Consider the following 14,568-nt stretch of genomic DNA (forward strand, 5'->3'; position numbering starts at 1 on the left):
CACATGCCGTACACATCCGACAAGCCCGGCAGCACTCCCGCCGCGGAGGAGTTGCGCGCCCGCATCCCCGGATGGGGTGCGGACCTCGACCCGTCCGACCGGCCGGCGTTCCCCCGCGAGCAGCCCGGCATCGAGACGGGGGCGCACTGGGATCTGCCCGAGGACCAGCCCCGGCGGGGAACCAGGGAGAAGTCCGTCGAGCACGAGCGCCTGACGCCGGTGTTCGGAACGGCGCAGCCGCTGCACGGGCTCGCCGGCCGCGTCCGCCGGTTCGCGTACGACCGCTACAGCGAGGGTCAGACGGCGCACTGGCTGCTGCTCCTCGCCGGAGACCGCATCGACTCGGTCACCGCGCACGCGCGGTCGCTGTTCTCGCGCCGACCCGACGATCCCCTCACGCAGTCGGGCATCCTCGGCGAGCGGGGGCACCGGCCGTTCTCCTCCCGGTTCGGTCGCGGCAGGGCCGACCTCACGCACGCGTGGCTCGATCCGATCATCGTCCTCGGGCCCTGGCTGCTGGCCGGCGCCCTCGCGTTCACGCTGGGACGAGCCGCGACGGTCCCCGCCCGGCGCCGCCGTCACGCGGAGGACTGACGCCTCCGGGCGGCCGCCCGGACCGTCGGCGGTGCGGCGTACGCTGAACGAGTGCGCGCCGAACCGACAACGCTGAGCGCGCGGGCGCAGCTCGCGGCCCTCGCCGACCCCACGGGCGACCGCAGCCCACTGATCGAGCTGCCACCGCAGCCCAACGCCAGGCCCGCCGCCGTGCTGATGCTGTTCGGCGTCCTCGATTCCTTCCCCAGCCGCCACGACGCCGAGGCGCGCGCGGTGTCGCGCGACCTCGACGTGCTGCTCCTCGCGCGTGCCCTCACGCTGCGCGCGCACCCGGGGCAGGTCGCCTTCCCCGGCGGGCGCATCGACCCGGGCGACGACGGTCCGATCGCGGCAGCCCTCCGCGAGGCCCGCGAGGAGACCGGACTCGACCCCGCCGGCGTCGACGTCCTCGGCGAGCTCACCGACGTCCCGCTCGCCTTCTCGCAGCACCTCGTCACGCCGGTGCTCGGCTGGTGGCGGCATCCGTCGCCCGTCCGCGTGGTCGATGAGGCCGAGTCCGCCGATGTCTTCCGTGCGCCGGTCGCCGATCTGCTCGATCCCGCGAACCGCGGCGTCACCGTCATCCGGCGCGACGGGCAGGAATGGCGGGGACCGGGCTTCCTGGTGAGCAAGCCCTCGGGCACCCACCTGGTGTGGGGATTCACCGGGATGCTGCTGGACGGACTGTTCGACCGCCTGGGGTGGGCGGAACCGTGGGACCGTGAGCGGGAACTCGACCTCACCCTCCCCGGCGACTGACCCCGGCTCAGCGATAGCGGTAGTGCTCCGCGCTGGTGTTGACCCATGAGGCGAAGCGGCGGGCGTCGTCTTCACGCCCGGCCGCCACCGGCACAGCCCACACCTGCGGCCCGGTCACGACGAGGTAGAGGGCGGCACGATGGATCGCGCGGTTGATCGTGCGCGGCGTGATCAGCCCGGCGTGGCCGAACATGCGGCGTTCGACGGCGGCCTTCGTGAAGGCGGGGCGCTTCAGCAGGACGTCACCGGGTTCCACGGCGGCCACCACGTCCCTCACCGGAACGCTCAGCTCGCCGAAGTGCACCCAGCGGCCGTCGATCACGAGCCCGCCGAAGTCCTGCTCCTGGCCGCTGTAGCGCACGGATGCGGTCCAGCGGCGCCCGTCCCACCACCTGTTGCGACCGCGCTGGTCGTCGTACCAGCCGGCCTGCGCCGGCCCCGAGGCGGGTCCGGCATCCGTCCGCAGCTGCGTGTCGGGCTCGCGGAGATCGATGTACTGCTCGGTCCAGCGGGTGCCGTCCCACCAGCGCTGCTTGCCGGTGCCGTCGTCGTACCACCCGGGTTCGGGCTGCGTCGCCATGATCCGAGGGTAGTTCGAGACCGACCGCCGCGCTCGCCCGCCGGTCTCAGGCCGTGTACCAGCCGCTCGCGCCGATGTCGCCGCCCATGCGCGGCGCGTACTGGTCGAAGTAGACGCGGGCGACGAGCTCCCGGCGGCTCGCGACGCCGGCCTTCTCGAAGATCGACTTCAGGTGGTCCTGCACGGTGTAGGGCGAGAGGTGCATCTCGGCTGCGATCTCCCGGGTGTCGGCGCCACGAAGCACGATCGCGACGACCTCCCGCTCCCGCGCGGTCAACTCGAACGCCGCCGCGACGAGGTCGATAACCTCCTGGGGTCGGGCCTCCTCGATGGTGACGACGACGTCGCCCGCCCGATCGGCGGTTCCGCCGAGCGGCGCGGCATGCAGCACCAGCCACACGCCGTCGCTGGTGCGAACGCGGATGCGCGGCATCCGCTCCGCCTCGCCGCGCGCGAATCGCCGCGCGCCGCTCACGAGCGCCTGCACCGACGTCAGCGGGTCGCCCATGCCGGGCACCGCCGACATGCGCGCCAGGTGCAGCTGCGCGCCCGGCGTGGACTGGACGATCCGGTCGTGGGCGTCGACCACGATGACGGCGGGCCCCGCCTGCGGCGCCGCCTCAGTCCTCGTCAGCTGAGCGAGCAGCCCGGTGCGGATGCCGCGGGTGAAGGCCGGCGCGACCGCCGCCAGGAATCCGAGCTCGTCCTCGTCGAACGCCGTGTCGTCGTCGCCGCGGAACAGCGAGATGTGCCCCCACGCGCCCGTGCGGTCGACGAAGACGACCCGCGCCTCGTCCTGGAATCCGAAGTAGGGCAGGAGGAGGTCGGACATGCGCACCGAGCGGTCGAGCACGCCGCGCGTCGCGTGGTGCAGGCCCACGACGAGCCGGCCCGATTTCACCAGTTCGGTGATCGAGGTCGGATCGTCGCTGCCGTACTCGATCTGCGACCAGGCGACATCCTGCTCGTTGCGGCCGTCGAGCTCACCCATCTTGCGGGCGCTCGAGACCATCGTGGTCGCCGGGTCCAGCGTCGACACGCAGGCGGCCACGAATGGCACCACGTTCTCCAGTGCGGCGACGGCCTCGTCCATGAAGCTGTGCAGCGGCAGCCCGGCGCGCGAGATCACGTCGATGTCACTGCGCGCACGTCCGACCGCCAGAGCCGATGCCATGCATGAAGTGTGCTCCTGCCGGCGCGATCGCACCATCCCAGGTATCTGGGGGAGCGGAAGTCCCTCGTCAGCTGGGATGGCCTCCGCCCGACCGGGCGAGGACAGTTGGCGGTGCCTTCACCCGAGGCATCGAAGCGACCTTTGGAGCACTCATGACCTTTTCCGACATCACCACCGACGTCCGCGGCGACCGGCTGCGCGAGGCGCTCGGTGCGCGCGTGATCCTTCCGGGCGACGACGGCTACGACGAGGCCCGCCTGCCGTGGAACGTCGCCGTCGATCAGCGGCCCTTCGCGGTCGCGCGCCCCGAGAGCGCCGAGGACGTCGTGGGCGTGGTGCGCGCGGCGGTGGCATCCGGTCTGCGCGTCGCACCGCAGTCGACCGGTCACGCGGCCGGCGCGCTCGCCGACACGGATCTGTCCGAGACGGTGCTCGTCTCGCTCGCGGGCCTGCGCGGCGTCACCGTCGACCCGGAGACCCGCACCGCCCGGGTGCTGGGAGGGTCGGTGTGGAATGACGTGCTCGCGGCGACCGCGCCCCTCGGGCTGACCGCGCTGCACGGCAGCGCCGGGGACGTCTCGGTGGCGGGGTACTCGCTGAGCGGCGGCCTGTCGTTCTACGGGCGCACCCAGGGCCTCGCCGTGAACAGCGTGCGGGCGGTGCAGCTGGTGACCGCCGACGGCAGTCTGGTGCGCGCGAGCGCCGACGAGAACGCGGAACTGTTCTGGGCCGTGCGCGGCGGATCGGGGGCGTTCGGCGTGGTCGTCTCGCTCGAGCTCGACCTGCTGCCCTACGCCGACGTCTTCGCCGGCATGCTCCTGTGGGACGCCTCACGCGCCGCGGAGGTCTCGCACGCGTGGGCGGAGTGGACGGCTTCCGCGCCCGAGTCGGCCACCACGACGCTGCGGATCATGAATTTCCCGCCGCTGCCCGAGCTGCCGCCGTTCCTGTCCGGCCGGTCGGTGGTCGTCATCGACGGGGCGATCCTCGAGACGGATGCCGCGGCCGCGGCGCTGCTCGAGCCGCTGCGCGCCCTCGCCCCGGAGATGGACACGTTCGGCCGCATCCCGGCCGCGAGCCTTGTCGCGGTGCACATGGACCCGCCGGGGCCCACCCCGTCTGCCACGGCGCACTCGGTGCTCGCCGAGCTGCCGGCGGAGGCCGTGGAGGCGTTCCTCGCGACGGCGTCCGTGCCGGGGCTCTTCTTCGGCGAACTGCGGCACCTCGGCGGCGCGATCGCCCGCCGACCCGAACACGCGGGAGCGGTCGGATCGGTCGCGGGCGCCTACCTGATGCACACGGTCGCGATGGTGCCGGTGCCCGAGGCGATGCCCGGAGCGGATGCCGCGGTGCGCGCCGGCATCGCCGCCCTCGCGCCGTGGCGCACCGACGCCCTCGCCCTCACGTTCGTCGACGGCGGCGGCGTCGATCGCGCGCCGGGCTTCGGCACCGCAGGCATCCGGCTGAAGGAGCTGAAGAGCCGCTTCGACCCGAACGGCACGTTCGCCGCCGCGCACGCCGTCTGACGCGGGCGGCGCGGTCGAACTGGTCGCCCCGCCGGCCCCACGCCGGCGAGGCGACCAGGCTCGACCGCTTCCGCCCCACCGCGTCCATGCGCAAGGGTGGCGGTATGGCGACGGTCCTCTTCTGCCCCATCACCTTCAACCTCGCGGAGGTCACGCGCGCCATCGAGGTCGCTCGCGCCCTCGACTCCCGGCACGACGCCGTCTTCATGGGCTACGAGACGGACTTCGCCCACCTGATCACCGAGGCCGGCTTCGATCACCGTGCGTGCGAGCCCGGGTTCACACCCGCCGAGCGCGATCAGGCGCTGAGGTACGACCAGGGCCGGTCGCTCCGCAGCCCGTACACCCGGTCGCTGGTCTCGGCGCGCGTGGCCGTCGAACGCACGCTCATCCGGACGACGGATGCCGCGGTCGTGGTGAACGGCACCAATCCGACGTCGATGATCTCGGCGCGGGCCGAGGGGGTGCCGCTCGTGTATCCCGTCCCCTTCGCGCTCACGCGGCCGCACGTCGAGCAGACCCGACGTCTCGGCCTGGTGCGAGGCGGCTCCCGGTCCGCGCTTCTCCTCGACCGTGCGGCGACCGGCGCGCTGAGGTGGGCGTACAACCACGCTCCGCTGGCACCGCGCGCCTTCGCGCACGTGGCGAAGCGCAACGGCGTGCGGCCGCTGCGGACCGTCGTGTCGTTGCTGGAGGCCGACCGCAACCTTCTCACCGTGATGCCGTGGGAGCTCGACGGCTACGTGCTGCCGGCGGGCTATGAGCGCGTCGGTCCGATCTTCGCGCACCTCGACGCGCCGTTGCCGCCGATCGTCGAAGAGCTGGCCGCGCGCGACGAGCCCCTCGTCTACCTCGGGCTCGGCTCCTCGGCCAGCCGCGAGCTGACGCTCGCCGCGGCCCGTCAGCTCGGCGCGCTTCCGGTCAACGTCATCGCGCCCGTGCGCCATTACCTCCGCGACGGCGACAGCCTTCCGGGCAACGTGCACGTGACGGATCTGCTGCCCGCGCATCGCCTGGGCGGCCTCGTCGACGCGGCGGTGCTCCACGGCGGACAGGGGACGGTGCAGACGGCCTGCGCCGCCGGCATCCCCTTCGTGGGCATGGGCCTCCAGCCGGAGCAGGTGTGGAACGTCGACCAGTGCGTGAATCAGGGCAACGCCCTCGCGCTCGCCCCGAAGCAGGCGGGAACGCCGGCGCTCGCCGACGCCGTGCGCCGCGTGCTGGCGGACCCTGGCATGCGCGCGGCGGCCGAGCGCGTACGCGACGCGTACGCGGACGAAGACGGGGCTGCGGCATCCGCCCGCATCATCGATCGGCTCATCGACTCGGGACGTCCCAGGCGGGTCGTGCGTGCGGAGTCGTCGTGACCCCGCACCGGCTGACCCGCGACCAGGCACGGCGCCTCGTCGTGCGCGCCCAGCTCCTCGACGCCGATCGGCCGGGCGACGTCGTCGAAGTGGCCGAGCAGCTCGGCTACATCAAGATCGACCCGACCGGGACGATCGCGCCGTGCGAGCACACGGTGCTGTGGTCCCGCATCGGGTGGTCGTACGAGCCCGGCCAGCTGCGCAAGGCCGTCGAGGACGACCGCCTCCTCTTCGAGTTCGACGGCGCCTTCCGCCCGATGAGCCTGCTGCCGCTCATGCTCCCGGCGATGCGCCGGTGGCCTCAGCGCGAGAGCAGCAGGCAATGGCTCGAGGCGAACGCCGGTTTCCGGGCCGACGTGCTCGCGCGTCTGCGGGCCGACGGGCCCCTGCTCGCCGGCGACATCCCCGACACCGCGCAGGTCAGTCGCCCGCCCGACGGCTGGTCGGGGTCCAATCAGGTGCCGCACATGCTCGACTTCCTGCTGCGTCAGGGCGAGGTCGCGGTGGTCCGCCGCGAGGGTCGGCATCGTCGCTGGGATCTCGCCGAGCGCGTCTATCCGCGCGGACTTCCGGAGTACGGCGAGGAGGAGGCCGCGCGGCTGCTCGCCGAGCGGCGCCTGCAGTCGGCGGGCTTGACGAAGCCCCACTGGTACTGGAGCGGTGTGACGAAAGACACCGGGGAGCCTGCGCTCGTCGAGGGGAGCACGACCGGGTACCGCGTGGACCCGGAGGCGCTCGCGGCGCTCGACGAGGAGGACGCCGGAGGACGCGCCGCCTTCCTCAATCCGTACGACAGCCTGCTGTTCGACCGGAAGCGGCTCGAGGACGTCTTCGTGTTCACCTATGTGCTCGAGCAGTTCAAGCCCAAGGGGGAGCGCCGGTACGGCTACTTCGCCCATCCCATCCTGCTCGGCGACCGGTTCGTCGGCATGCTCGATGCCGAGGTCGATCGGGCACGCGGCGTCCTCCGCGTCGACGCGGTGCACGAGCTCCTTCCGCTCGACCCCGAGGAGACCGAGATGGTGCGCGCCGAGATCGACGACCTCGCCGAGTGGCTCGGCGTCTCCGTGACGGGACTCGCGTGACTGAGACGCCGACGTCGGTGAGTACGCTCGATGACGTGAATCCGCGAACCCTCGGCACCGCAGCCGTCCTGCGAGAGGCCCGGCCGGGCGACGAGCCCGGCATCCTCGCGTGCATCCAGGCGCTCGCCGTGTACGAGCGCGAGCCGGACGCCGTCGAGAACACGGTCGAGGCGCTCGAGAAGACGCTGTTCGGCGCGGACCCCAAGGCCTTCGCGCACGTGGTCGAGAAGGACGGCGACATCGTCGCCATCGCCCTGTGGTTCATCACCTACTCCACGTGGACCGGTCGCCACGGCGTGTGGCTCGAGGACCTCTACGTGCACGAGGCCCACCGTGCCTCCGGCTACGGCAGAGCGCTGCTGGCATCACTGGCGGGCGTCTGCGTCGAGCGCGGCTACTCACGCCTGGAGTGGACGGTGCTCGACTGGAACGAGCCTGCCATCGGCTTCTACCGCGCGATCGGCGCCGAGCCCATGAGCGAATGGACCACTCAGCGCCTCACCGGCGAGGCGCTCGTCGGCCTCGCGGGCGCTGCTTGCACGGCGTAGCGGGCCGCGCCGCGTCAGGGGATGCGATTCGACACGGTCAGCAGCACCACCGAGTCCTCGAGAGCCTGGAGGCTGTGCCGGGCTGCCGGCACCGTGAGGTGGTCTCCTGTGCCGCCTTCCCACGCCTCCGCGCCGGCGACGAGGCGCACCCGTCCGCGGAGCACCTGCAGGGTCGCCTCATGGGGAGCTTCGTGCTCGGCGAGCTCGTGGCCGGCCCGCAGCGCGATGACCGTCTCACGCAGCGCGTTCTCGTGGCCGCCGCGGATCGTGCGCGCCGCCCGGCCGCTCGAGGCCCCCTGAGCCTTCGCCGCCAGCTCCTCGATCACATCGGCCAGATCGGTGCCGTCCATGTGCTTCGCCTCCATCGCCTGCGCTGGCCGGAGTCTACCGAAGGGACCTCCCGCTCAGCACCCGGTCACGCGATCGGCTCTGCTCCGCCCTCGTCCGGCGGCTCGGAAACGACGAAGAGACCGCTCGGCGAGTTCGCCGTGCGCATCAGCGTCTCGAGCCACGAGCGGTTGATGCTCGCCGGGCGACCGCCGTAGTAGTTGAACACGAGGCTGGCCCCCGAGTGCACCCAGACGGTGGTGCGGCCGCCGCCGGTGCTCAGTTCGCCCTGCCAGGTGAAGAAGAACGGCTCGTTGCGTCGCAGCTTCGTCCCTATCGCGACCTGGAGGTGCGAGAGGACTCGGTCGTCGAAATCCGCCCGGATGCTGCTTTCGTAGATGAACTTTCCCACGCTGTCTCCCTGCACGGGCTCCGGCCCGTAGGAAGACTCTGCGTCAGCGCCCGGGCGACGGGCCTCGAGCTGTCCGCCTCGCGAAAGCGATGCACCGAAAACGAACGGCGCTCGTCAGAGGCCGCGGAGCGTCTGTCGGGGCGTGCGGCCGTATGCGTCGCGATAGTGCTTGGCGAAACGCGATGCACTGGCGAACCCCCACCGGAGCGCGATCTCGCCGACCGACGCCGCCGTCCCCGCCTCCATCTCGGCGTGCGCCCCCTCGAGCCTGCGGCGTCGCAGATAGTCGGTGGGCGTCATGTCGAGCGCTCGGCGGAAGGCGTACTGGAGCCCGCGTGTGGAGATCCCCGCCGCCTCGGCGACATCATCGATGGTGATCGCCTCGTGAGCGTGCTCCTCGAGGTACGAGATCGCGCGCTGCACGCTGCGGGGTGCGGCGCGTCGCTGGACCGAGCGCTGGAGCGCGAGCCCGAACTCGGGCGAGAACGCCGCAAGGGTGGCGTGAAGGGCGTTCCTGCGCAACTCCACCTCGACGAGGTCGGCGCGGGCGCCGGAGGTGAACAGCGAGCCGGCAACGTGGAGGAACACGCGCTCCCAGTGGGCGGCGAGCTCGCGGCTGACGGGGGAGGGGCGGACTCCAGGCGCGCGCAGCGAGAAGCGGTCGTCGCCGGTGAGCCGTCGCACCTCCTGCTGCGCCCACTCGCGGTCGAACACGAACGCCCGCACGTCCGCCCGCTGCTGCCAGCGGGCGGATGTCGGAGTGTCCAGAGCCACCCACGGCAGCCCGGCGTTCAGCTCGCCGCGCGGTGTTCCCACCCAGCCGCCGCGCGAGGCGACGCGGCAGGCCATGAGCTGTCCCTCCGGATCGATGGCGGACTGCACCGATGCGGACAGCTCATACCTCACCGTCGAGAAGTGGGGCATGGCCGAGGAAGACCACGAGAACCCGAACGTACGAGGGTCGACGCGCTGCAGCGCCGCGGATGGCACGAACTGACGCCACGTCTCCTCCACGACTCCGACGTCGCGCGATGACAGCGTCAGAAGCTCCCCCAACGTCCCTCCCTTGCGAAGGCCGCAGCGGGCGGCCGGATCGATCGAGACACTCTAACCCGCCGGCGCGCTGAGGCCCGCGGTGATCAGGTCCGCGAGCGCCGGAAGATCGGCGATCTCCGCCGGATCGGCCGGTTCCTCGACCTCGTCGAGCGCAGCGACGTCCTCGCCGGCCGGACCGTGGAGCCCCGGCGTGGTGATGATCGCGACCCACGCGGTGGCGGCGACGCGCACGCGTCTGGCCGCGATCGGGTGCAGGACGCTGGCGTGGAGGACGCGCTCCACGACGGCCTGCAGCTGACGACGATAGTCGCGCAGCCTCGCGCGCACCTCCGGGTGGGTGCGCTGCTCGCGCCACACGATGACGCGCCGCACCGCCGACTCCTCCTGAAGCTCGCGCAGGCGGTGCGTCACGTTCAGGAGCGTGCGCGCCGGATCGCCGCTCTCGACCAGTGCCGACGTGTCCACGGAGTCCAGGTCGAGCCGTTCACCCACCAGCGTGCGCAGCAGATCGCTCTTGGTGGGGAAGTAGTAGAAGACGAGCCCCTTCGGCACCCCTGCCGCCTCCGCGACGGCCGCAGTCGGGGTGGCGTCGAACCCCCGCTCGGCGAAGAGGCGCTCGGCGGCGTCGAGGATGAGCGTCCGGCTGTCCCGGCTGCGCGTCATGTCATGTCCTCGGGGGGTCGGCGGGGGCGTCGGGGCGCGCCGGCGCCCCCGTCTCGGTCCGCACGTCAGTGCGGCAGGGCGCGTTCGTGCGTCTGCATGGCCGGCCTGATGGCGAGGGCCGCGACGATGGCTGCCACCGCTCCGCCGATCCAGCTGACCCACGCGGCCGCGGACTGCATGTCCGCATAGCCGCCGAGCCAGGGAGCGACGAAGAGCAGCGCGCCGAGGGCGAGCTGGACGTACTCCATCGCAGCCATGCCCGGCATCGCGAGGTTCACGATGCCGCTGGCGATCAGCAGGACGCCGAGGATCAGCATCCATGCCATCGAAGCGCCCATCGCCGGCATGAACAGGGCCGACACCGCGGCGACGAGTCCCACGGCGACAGCGACCCAGTCCTCCCAGCGGGTCCACTTCTTCATGCGAATCTCCTCCTTCCGAATCCTGACGGCTCCCCATCGGGGGTCGATTCGACCGTAAGCCTGACTGACCGCCCGGTCAAGAGTCCCGGTGCGCGGCGGCGTGGCCGATGCGACCGCGCGTCACGCCCGGGTGGATCTCCACCCGAGCTCGGGAGCGACGTGACTCGCGAAGGACTCGATGACGCGCAGGTTGAAGTCGACGCCGAGCTGGCTCGGGATGGTGAGCATGAGCGTGTCGGCCGCCGCGATCGCGGCATCCTCCTTCAGCTGCTCTACGAGAACGTCGGGCTCGGCGGCGTAGGTCTTGCCGAACGTCGAGCGCATCCCGTCGATGACCCCGATCTGGTCGCCGTCCTGACGCCCTCCGAAGTAGAGGCGGTCTTCCGCCGTCGTGATCGGGAAGATGCTGCGGCTCACCGACACGCGGGGCTCGCCCGCGTGCCCCGCGTCGCGCCAGGCGGCGCGGAAGGCATCGATCTGCTGCGCCTGCAGGAGGTCGAAGGCAGTGCCGTCGGCCTCCGTGAGCAGCGTCGACGACATGAGGTTCACGCCCATCCGCCCGGCCCATTCGGCGCTGTCGCGGTTGCCCGCGCCCCACCACACGCGCGAGCGCAAGCCCGGGGAGTGCGGCTCGATGCGCTGCCGGCCCGTGGCGCCGGTGCCGAAAGGCGACGAGGGGTCCCGCTCCGCCAGCCCCTCTCCCTCGATCGCGCGCAGGAACAGATCGAAGTGCCGGCGTGCGAGGTCGGCACCGCGCGGATCCTCCGACCCGGTGTACCCGAAGGCCTCGTAGCCGCGCACCACGGTCTCGGGTGACCCGCGCGAGACGCCCAGCGCGAGCCTGCCACCCGAGATGAGATCGACGGCCGCCGCCTCCTCGGCGAGGTAGAGCGGGTTCTCGTAGCGCATGTCGATCACGCCGGTGCCGACCTCGATGCGTTCGGTGCGTGCGGCGATCGCAGCGAGGAGAGGCATGGGGGATGCCTGCTGACGAGCGAAGTGGTGCACGCGGAAGTAGGCGCCGTTCACGCCGAGCTCGTCCATCCCCTGTGCGAGGTCGATGGCCTGGAGCATCGAGTCCGCGGCCGTCAGCTGCCGACCGCCGCCGAGCGGCCCGTAGTGTCCGAAGGAGAGGGTTCCGAAGCGCTGCATGTCGACTGCAACGGTACGCCCACGGCATCCATTCCGGTGAATGGACCGCGCTGTCGCGGGAAATCTGCGAACAGCTGCATCCAAACCGGCGCCCCAGGGAGAAGTACCTCACATCGGGCGAACACGCGCCCGCCACTAGGAGGGGAAAGTCCAATGAAGCGCATTCTCGCCACCGGAGCCATCGCCGCTCTCGCCGTTTTCGGCTTCGCCGGCACCGCGCACGCCGCGCCCGCCGATGCTGCCTGCTTCGGCCAGATCCACAAGACCATCAACACCGAAGGCGCGCTCGGGTTCTCGACCGTCGGTGAGGTCGTCCAGGCGATCGGCGGCCAGGCCAAGAACGACACCGCACGGGGACTCTGCGGCGACTGAGGGCACTGACGCTCCTCGGCATCGTCGTCGGCGGCTCGGACCATCCTGTCCGAGCCGCCGACCCGTGAGGCGACGAGGAGCCGACCCCCTGTCCTGGGTGTGCGCGCCGTGCTTACGATGGCATCGGATGCCTCGTGAGGGCGTCTGCGGAGACGGTGCGGAGAGGGGTGACGATCGTGGTCCAGGTTCGCGTGGCGGGTGTGGCTCTGGATGCCTCGGGCCAGCACGTTCTCCTTCTCAAGCCGGTCGACCAGCTTCCCGGCGACGGGCTGGTGCTGCCGATCTGGATCGGACAGCTCGAGGCCACCTCCATCCTGGTCGCGGTCGAGAACGCCGACGTCCCCCGCCCCCTCGCGCACGATCTCATGCGACTGATGCTCGAGGCGCTGGACGCATCGACCTCGCGCGTCGAGGTGACGCGCATCGACGACGGGACCTTCTACGCCGCGATCACGCTTTCGACGCCCCTCGGCGATCGGGTGGTCGACGCGCGACCCTCCGATGCGATCGCGCTGGCATCGCGCACCGGGGCCCCGATGTGGGTGGCCGACGAGGTCATGGCGGACGCCGGTGTGCCCGACGTCCTCACCGAGACGGACGCGACCGAACGGCTCGACGAGTTCAAGCGCTTCCTCGACGACGTCGAGCCGGAGGATTTCGAGGCCTGACCGGTCCGTCGCCGGCGCGGCGTCAGGCTGCGCCCGCCCGGACCGCAGCGGCCACGTCGGCCGGAGAACCCCGCCAGGGCGCGCCGTGGCCGGGGAGCACCCAGGAGGCCTGCACGCCCGCGAGCCGATCGAGCGACGCGAGGGCGGCGGCCGGGTCGTCGGTGAAGGGCGCGGGCTGCATTCCTTCCCTGCCGGTGAGGACGTGGCGCGTCGTGAGGGCGTCGCCCACGAAGACGGCATCCGCCGATGGAACATGGACAGCGATGCTTCCCGGCGAGTGGCCCGGCAGGCCGATGACGACCGGCGCACCCGGCAGCTCGAGGACGTCGCCGTCGTGCACCTCGACGACCTCCGACACGTAGGTCGTCGGGACGGCGCGCTTGCGCAGGGCGTAGGCGAAGAAGCCCAGCGTCGGCACGAGTCGCATCGGCCCTGCCGCGACCTTCGGCTTGGCGCCGGTGCGGGCCCGCTCTGCGTCTGCCGCGTGGACGAACACCGGCACACCGTGATCGCGGCGGAGGCGCTCGGCGAACCCGATGTGGTCGGCGTCGCCGTGGGTCAGCACGACGCCCTTCACGTCGGCGGGGGAGAGGCCGAGCGATGTGAGCTCGTCGACCAGATCCTTCCAGTGGCCGGGCAGGCCGGCGTCCACGACGGTTACCCCGTCATCCGTGACGACGAGGTAGGCGGCGACGATGTCGTTGCCGATGCGGTGCAGGTGCGGGCCGAGCTTCATGAGGACCTCCGATCGCGTCAGGGGGCTGCTCGGCCAGGATAGGCGCACCGAGACGCCCGCGGATCCGGCAGGTCTATGCTTCGAGCCATGGGGACGATGTTCTACGGCGGCTCGGCGACGCCGATCCACATCGAGGACCGCGCGCTGGCGCACCTGAAGGTCGTGATCGCCACCAAGCTGCGTCGCGGCGAGAGCTTCACGCTGTCGTGGAGGCATCCCGATGACCAGCCGGGCGGACGCAGCACCATCTGGCTGCATCCCTCCATCCCGCTGCGCTTCGTCTTCGAGGACCCCGAGCAGCCCGAGCTGAGTCGCAGGTGGATCGAGGATCTCGCGTCGTCGGCGAACAGCTCCGGCGGGATCACCCTGGTGGAGGAGAACATCGACACGGGGCCGGTCCCCACCAGCCCCGGTGAGGGTGCCGATGTGACGCTCGGCGAGGTGCGGGTCGAGAGCCTGGACGTCGACCGGATCCGCGTCGCCGGAACGGACATCACGCCGAACGACACGCGAAGCTAGCGTCTCGCCGAGCCTCCCGCGAACCGGGCCGACGAAGGGCGCCCGGCCGTCGGCCGGGCGCCCTCATGATCATCAGCGGTAGAAGCCGCCGTAGTAGGTGTCGAGGCGACCGCGGTAGTCGTCATCCGTGCCGGCGGTGCTCTGGTCCCATTCCGGAGAGTTCTTGATCTGGTCCTTGGTGAGGTCGACGTAGACCTTCTCGTCGGCGTCGTCGACACGCTGGACCGTGCCTGCGGGGAGGATCACCTTCCGTCCGAAGATCCACGGGCCGGTGTCCACGACGAGGCGGCTGCTGCCGACGTCGTCGCTCGCCTCGTCGATCTTCCCGATGTCGCCGTCGGTGGCGTGCACGTGATATCCCACGAGGCTGCGCGAACCGGCGTCGCGGTTGACGGATTCTCGGTACTCCCATGCGTCCCAAGCTGAGGACATGATCGCTCCTTCGTCTCATGCGAGGGGTGATGCGGAGGCGATCCGGGTGATCGCTCCGGTTTCCACGTTAGGAAGCCGCTTCTCGTCAGGGGACCCCCTGGAAATTTCGCCCGAAGAGGCGTATTGCGGGGGTGGGCAGGCGGCGCCGACGGACGGCGCGGGCCCTCGAGAGGAGA

18 protein-coding genes and 1 pseudogene are annotated in these 14,568 nt (G+C 71.6%); 9 read left to right on the forward strand and 10 right to left on the reverse strand.

The genetic code is table 11. The features are described from left to right. Positions 1-3: 3 nt before the first annotated feature. Both ACZBH1_RS11390 and ACZBH1_RS11395 read left to right on the forward strand, forming a co-directional pair. Positions 4-594: a hypothetical protein gene (locus tag ACZBH1_RS11390; RefSeq protein WP_336394944.1), complete on the forward strand. Its 591-nt coding sequence runs from the start codon at positions 4-6 to the stop codon at positions 592-594. Between the two features lie 51 nt (positions 595-645). Then, positions 646-1,353, forward strand: coding sequence for an NUDIX hydrolase (locus ACZBH1_RS11395; protein ID WP_452324565.1), 708 nt, complete (start codon positions 646-648; stop codon positions 1,351-1,353). 7 nt (positions 1,354-1,360) lie between these two features. Here ACZBH1_RS11395 and ACZBH1_RS11400 read toward each other — a convergent pair whose 3' ends face one another. Together ACZBH1_RS11400 and ACZBH1_RS11405 are read right to left on the reverse strand one after the other, a co-directional pair. Next, positions 1,361-1,933, reverse strand: coding sequence for a DUF2510 domain-containing protein (locus tag ACZBH1_RS11400; protein WP_463646429.1), 573 nt, complete (start codon positions 1,931-1,933; stop codon positions 1,361-1,363). Positions 1,934-1,979: 46 nt separating this feature from the next. Then, positions 1,980-3,107 carry a response regulator transcription factor gene (locus tag ACZBH1_RS11405; protein WP_463646430.1) on the reverse strand — a complete coding sequence of 376 codons (1,128 nt, stop codon included), beginning with the start codon at positions 3,105-3,107 and terminating at the stop codon, positions 1,980-1,982. Between the two features lie 152 nt (positions 3,108-3,259). Here ACZBH1_RS11405 and ACZBH1_RS11410 point away from each other — a divergent pair, with 152 nt between their 5' ends. The 4 genes from ACZBH1_RS11410 to ACZBH1_RS11425 all read left to right on the forward strand — a co-directional run bounded on the left by ACZBH1_RS11410 (position 3,260) and on the right by ACZBH1_RS11425 (position 7,633). Next, positions 3,260-4,633 (forward strand): FAD-binding oxidoreductase, encoded by a 1,374-nt coding sequence (locus tag ACZBH1_RS11410; RefSeq protein ID WP_463646431.1) that lies wholly within the window; start codon positions 3,260-3,262, stop codon positions 4,631-4,633. Between the two features lie 104 nt (positions 4,634-4,737). Continuing rightward, entirely contained in the window at positions 4,738-6,000 is a 1,263-nt protein-coding gene (locus ACZBH1_RS11415) for a glycosyltransferase (RefSeq protein WP_463646432.1), read from the forward strand. Beyond that, positions 5,997-7,085 (forward strand): DNA glycosylase AlkZ-like family protein, encoded by a 1,089-nt coding sequence (locus ACZBH1_RS11420; protein WP_463646433.1) that lies wholly within the window; start codon positions 5,997-5,999, stop codon positions 7,083-7,085. The genes ACZBH1_RS11415 and ACZBH1_RS11420 overlap by 4 nt, the downstream gene beginning before the upstream one ends. Positions 7,086-7,120: 35 nt before the next feature. Next, positions 7,121-7,633, forward strand: coding sequence for a GNAT family N-acetyltransferase (locus ACZBH1_RS11425; protein ID WP_463646434.1), 513 nt, complete (start codon positions 7,121-7,123; stop codon positions 7,631-7,633). Between the two features lie 14 nt (positions 7,634-7,647). Here the strand turns inward: ACZBH1_RS11425 and ACZBH1_RS11430 are convergent, their stop codons facing one another. The 6 genes from ACZBH1_RS11430 to ACZBH1_RS11455 all read right to left on the reverse strand — a co-directional run bounded on the left by ACZBH1_RS11430 (position 7,648) and on the right by ACZBH1_RS11455 (position 11,665). After that, complete coding sequence (locus ACZBH1_RS11430; RefSeq protein ID WP_463646435.1) at positions 7,648-7,983, reverse strand: cupin domain-containing protein; 336 nt, start codon at positions 7,981-7,983, stop codon at positions 7,648-7,650. A gap of 65 nt (positions 7,984-8,048) precedes the next feature. After that, complete coding sequence (locus tag ACZBH1_RS11435) at positions 8,049-8,372, reverse strand: DUF7882 family protein (RefSeq protein ID WP_336394953.1); 324 nt, start codon at positions 8,370-8,372, stop codon at positions 8,049-8,051. Between the two features lie 114 nt (positions 8,373-8,486). Beyond that, positions 8,487-9,428 carry a helix-turn-helix transcriptional regulator gene (locus ACZBH1_RS11440; protein ID WP_378884439.1) on the reverse strand — a complete coding sequence of 314 codons (942 nt, stop codon included), beginning with the start codon at positions 9,426-9,428 and terminating at the stop codon, positions 8,487-8,489. A 51-nt stretch (positions 9,429-9,479) separates the two neighbouring features. Next, entirely contained in the window at positions 9,480-10,091 is a 612-nt protein-coding gene (locus ACZBH1_RS11445) for a TetR/AcrR family transcriptional regulator (RefSeq protein WP_378884436.1), read from the reverse strand. Between the two features lie 65 nt (positions 10,092-10,156). After that, positions 10,157-10,513, reverse strand: coding sequence for an SPW repeat domain-containing protein (locus tag ACZBH1_RS11450; RefSeq protein WP_463646436.1), 357 nt, complete (start codon positions 10,511-10,513; stop codon positions 10,157-10,159). 120 nt (positions 10,514-10,633) lie between these two features. Next, on the reverse strand, positions 10,634-11,665 hold the full coding sequence (locus ACZBH1_RS11455) for an LLM class flavin-dependent oxidoreductase (RefSeq protein ID WP_452324557.1): 1,032 nt from the start codon (positions 11,663-11,665) through the stop codon (positions 10,634-10,636). A gap of 153 nt (positions 11,666-11,818) precedes the next feature. Here ACZBH1_RS11455 and ACZBH1_RS11460 point away from each other — a divergent pair, with 153 nt between their 5' ends. Next, a complete protein-coding gene (locus tag ACZBH1_RS11460) occupies positions 11,819-12,037 on the forward strand; it encodes a hypothetical protein (RefSeq protein ID WP_336394958.1) in 219 nt (72 codons plus the stop codon). A 167-nt stretch (positions 12,038-12,204) separates the two neighbouring features. Continuing rightward, positions 12,205-12,705 carry a bifunctional nuclease family protein gene (locus tag ACZBH1_RS11465; RefSeq protein WP_336394959.1) on the forward strand — a complete coding sequence of 167 codons (501 nt, stop codon included), beginning with the start codon at positions 12,205-12,207 and terminating at the stop codon, positions 12,703-12,705. Positions 12,706-12,727: 22 nt separating this feature from the next. On the opposite strand, the gene ACZBH1_RS11470 is transcribed toward ACZBH1_RS11465, so the two are convergent. Next, positions 12,728-13,441, reverse strand: coding sequence for an MBL fold metallo-hydrolase (locus ACZBH1_RS11470; RefSeq protein ID WP_336394960.1), 714 nt, complete (start codon positions 13,439-13,441; stop codon positions 12,728-12,730). Positions 13,442-13,528: 87 nt separating this feature from the next. Between ACZBH1_RS11470 and ACZBH1_RS11475 the strand changes: the two are divergent. Further along, a pseudogene (locus ACZBH1_RS11475) lies at positions 13,529-13,831 on the forward strand (DUF7882 family protein); the annotation flags it as partial. A 201-nt stretch (positions 13,832-14,032) separates the two neighbouring features. Here the strand turns inward: ACZBH1_RS11475 and ACZBH1_RS11480 are convergent. Continuing rightward, positions 14,033-14,392 carry a PRC-barrel domain-containing protein gene (locus tag ACZBH1_RS11480; RefSeq protein ID WP_336394961.1) on the reverse strand — a complete coding sequence of 120 codons (360 nt, stop codon included), beginning with the start codon at positions 14,390-14,392 and terminating at the stop codon, positions 14,033-14,035. Positions 14,393-14,568: the final 176 nt, after the last annotated feature.

This window comes from Microbacterium sp. ZXT2-5 (genome assembly GCF_055329545.1).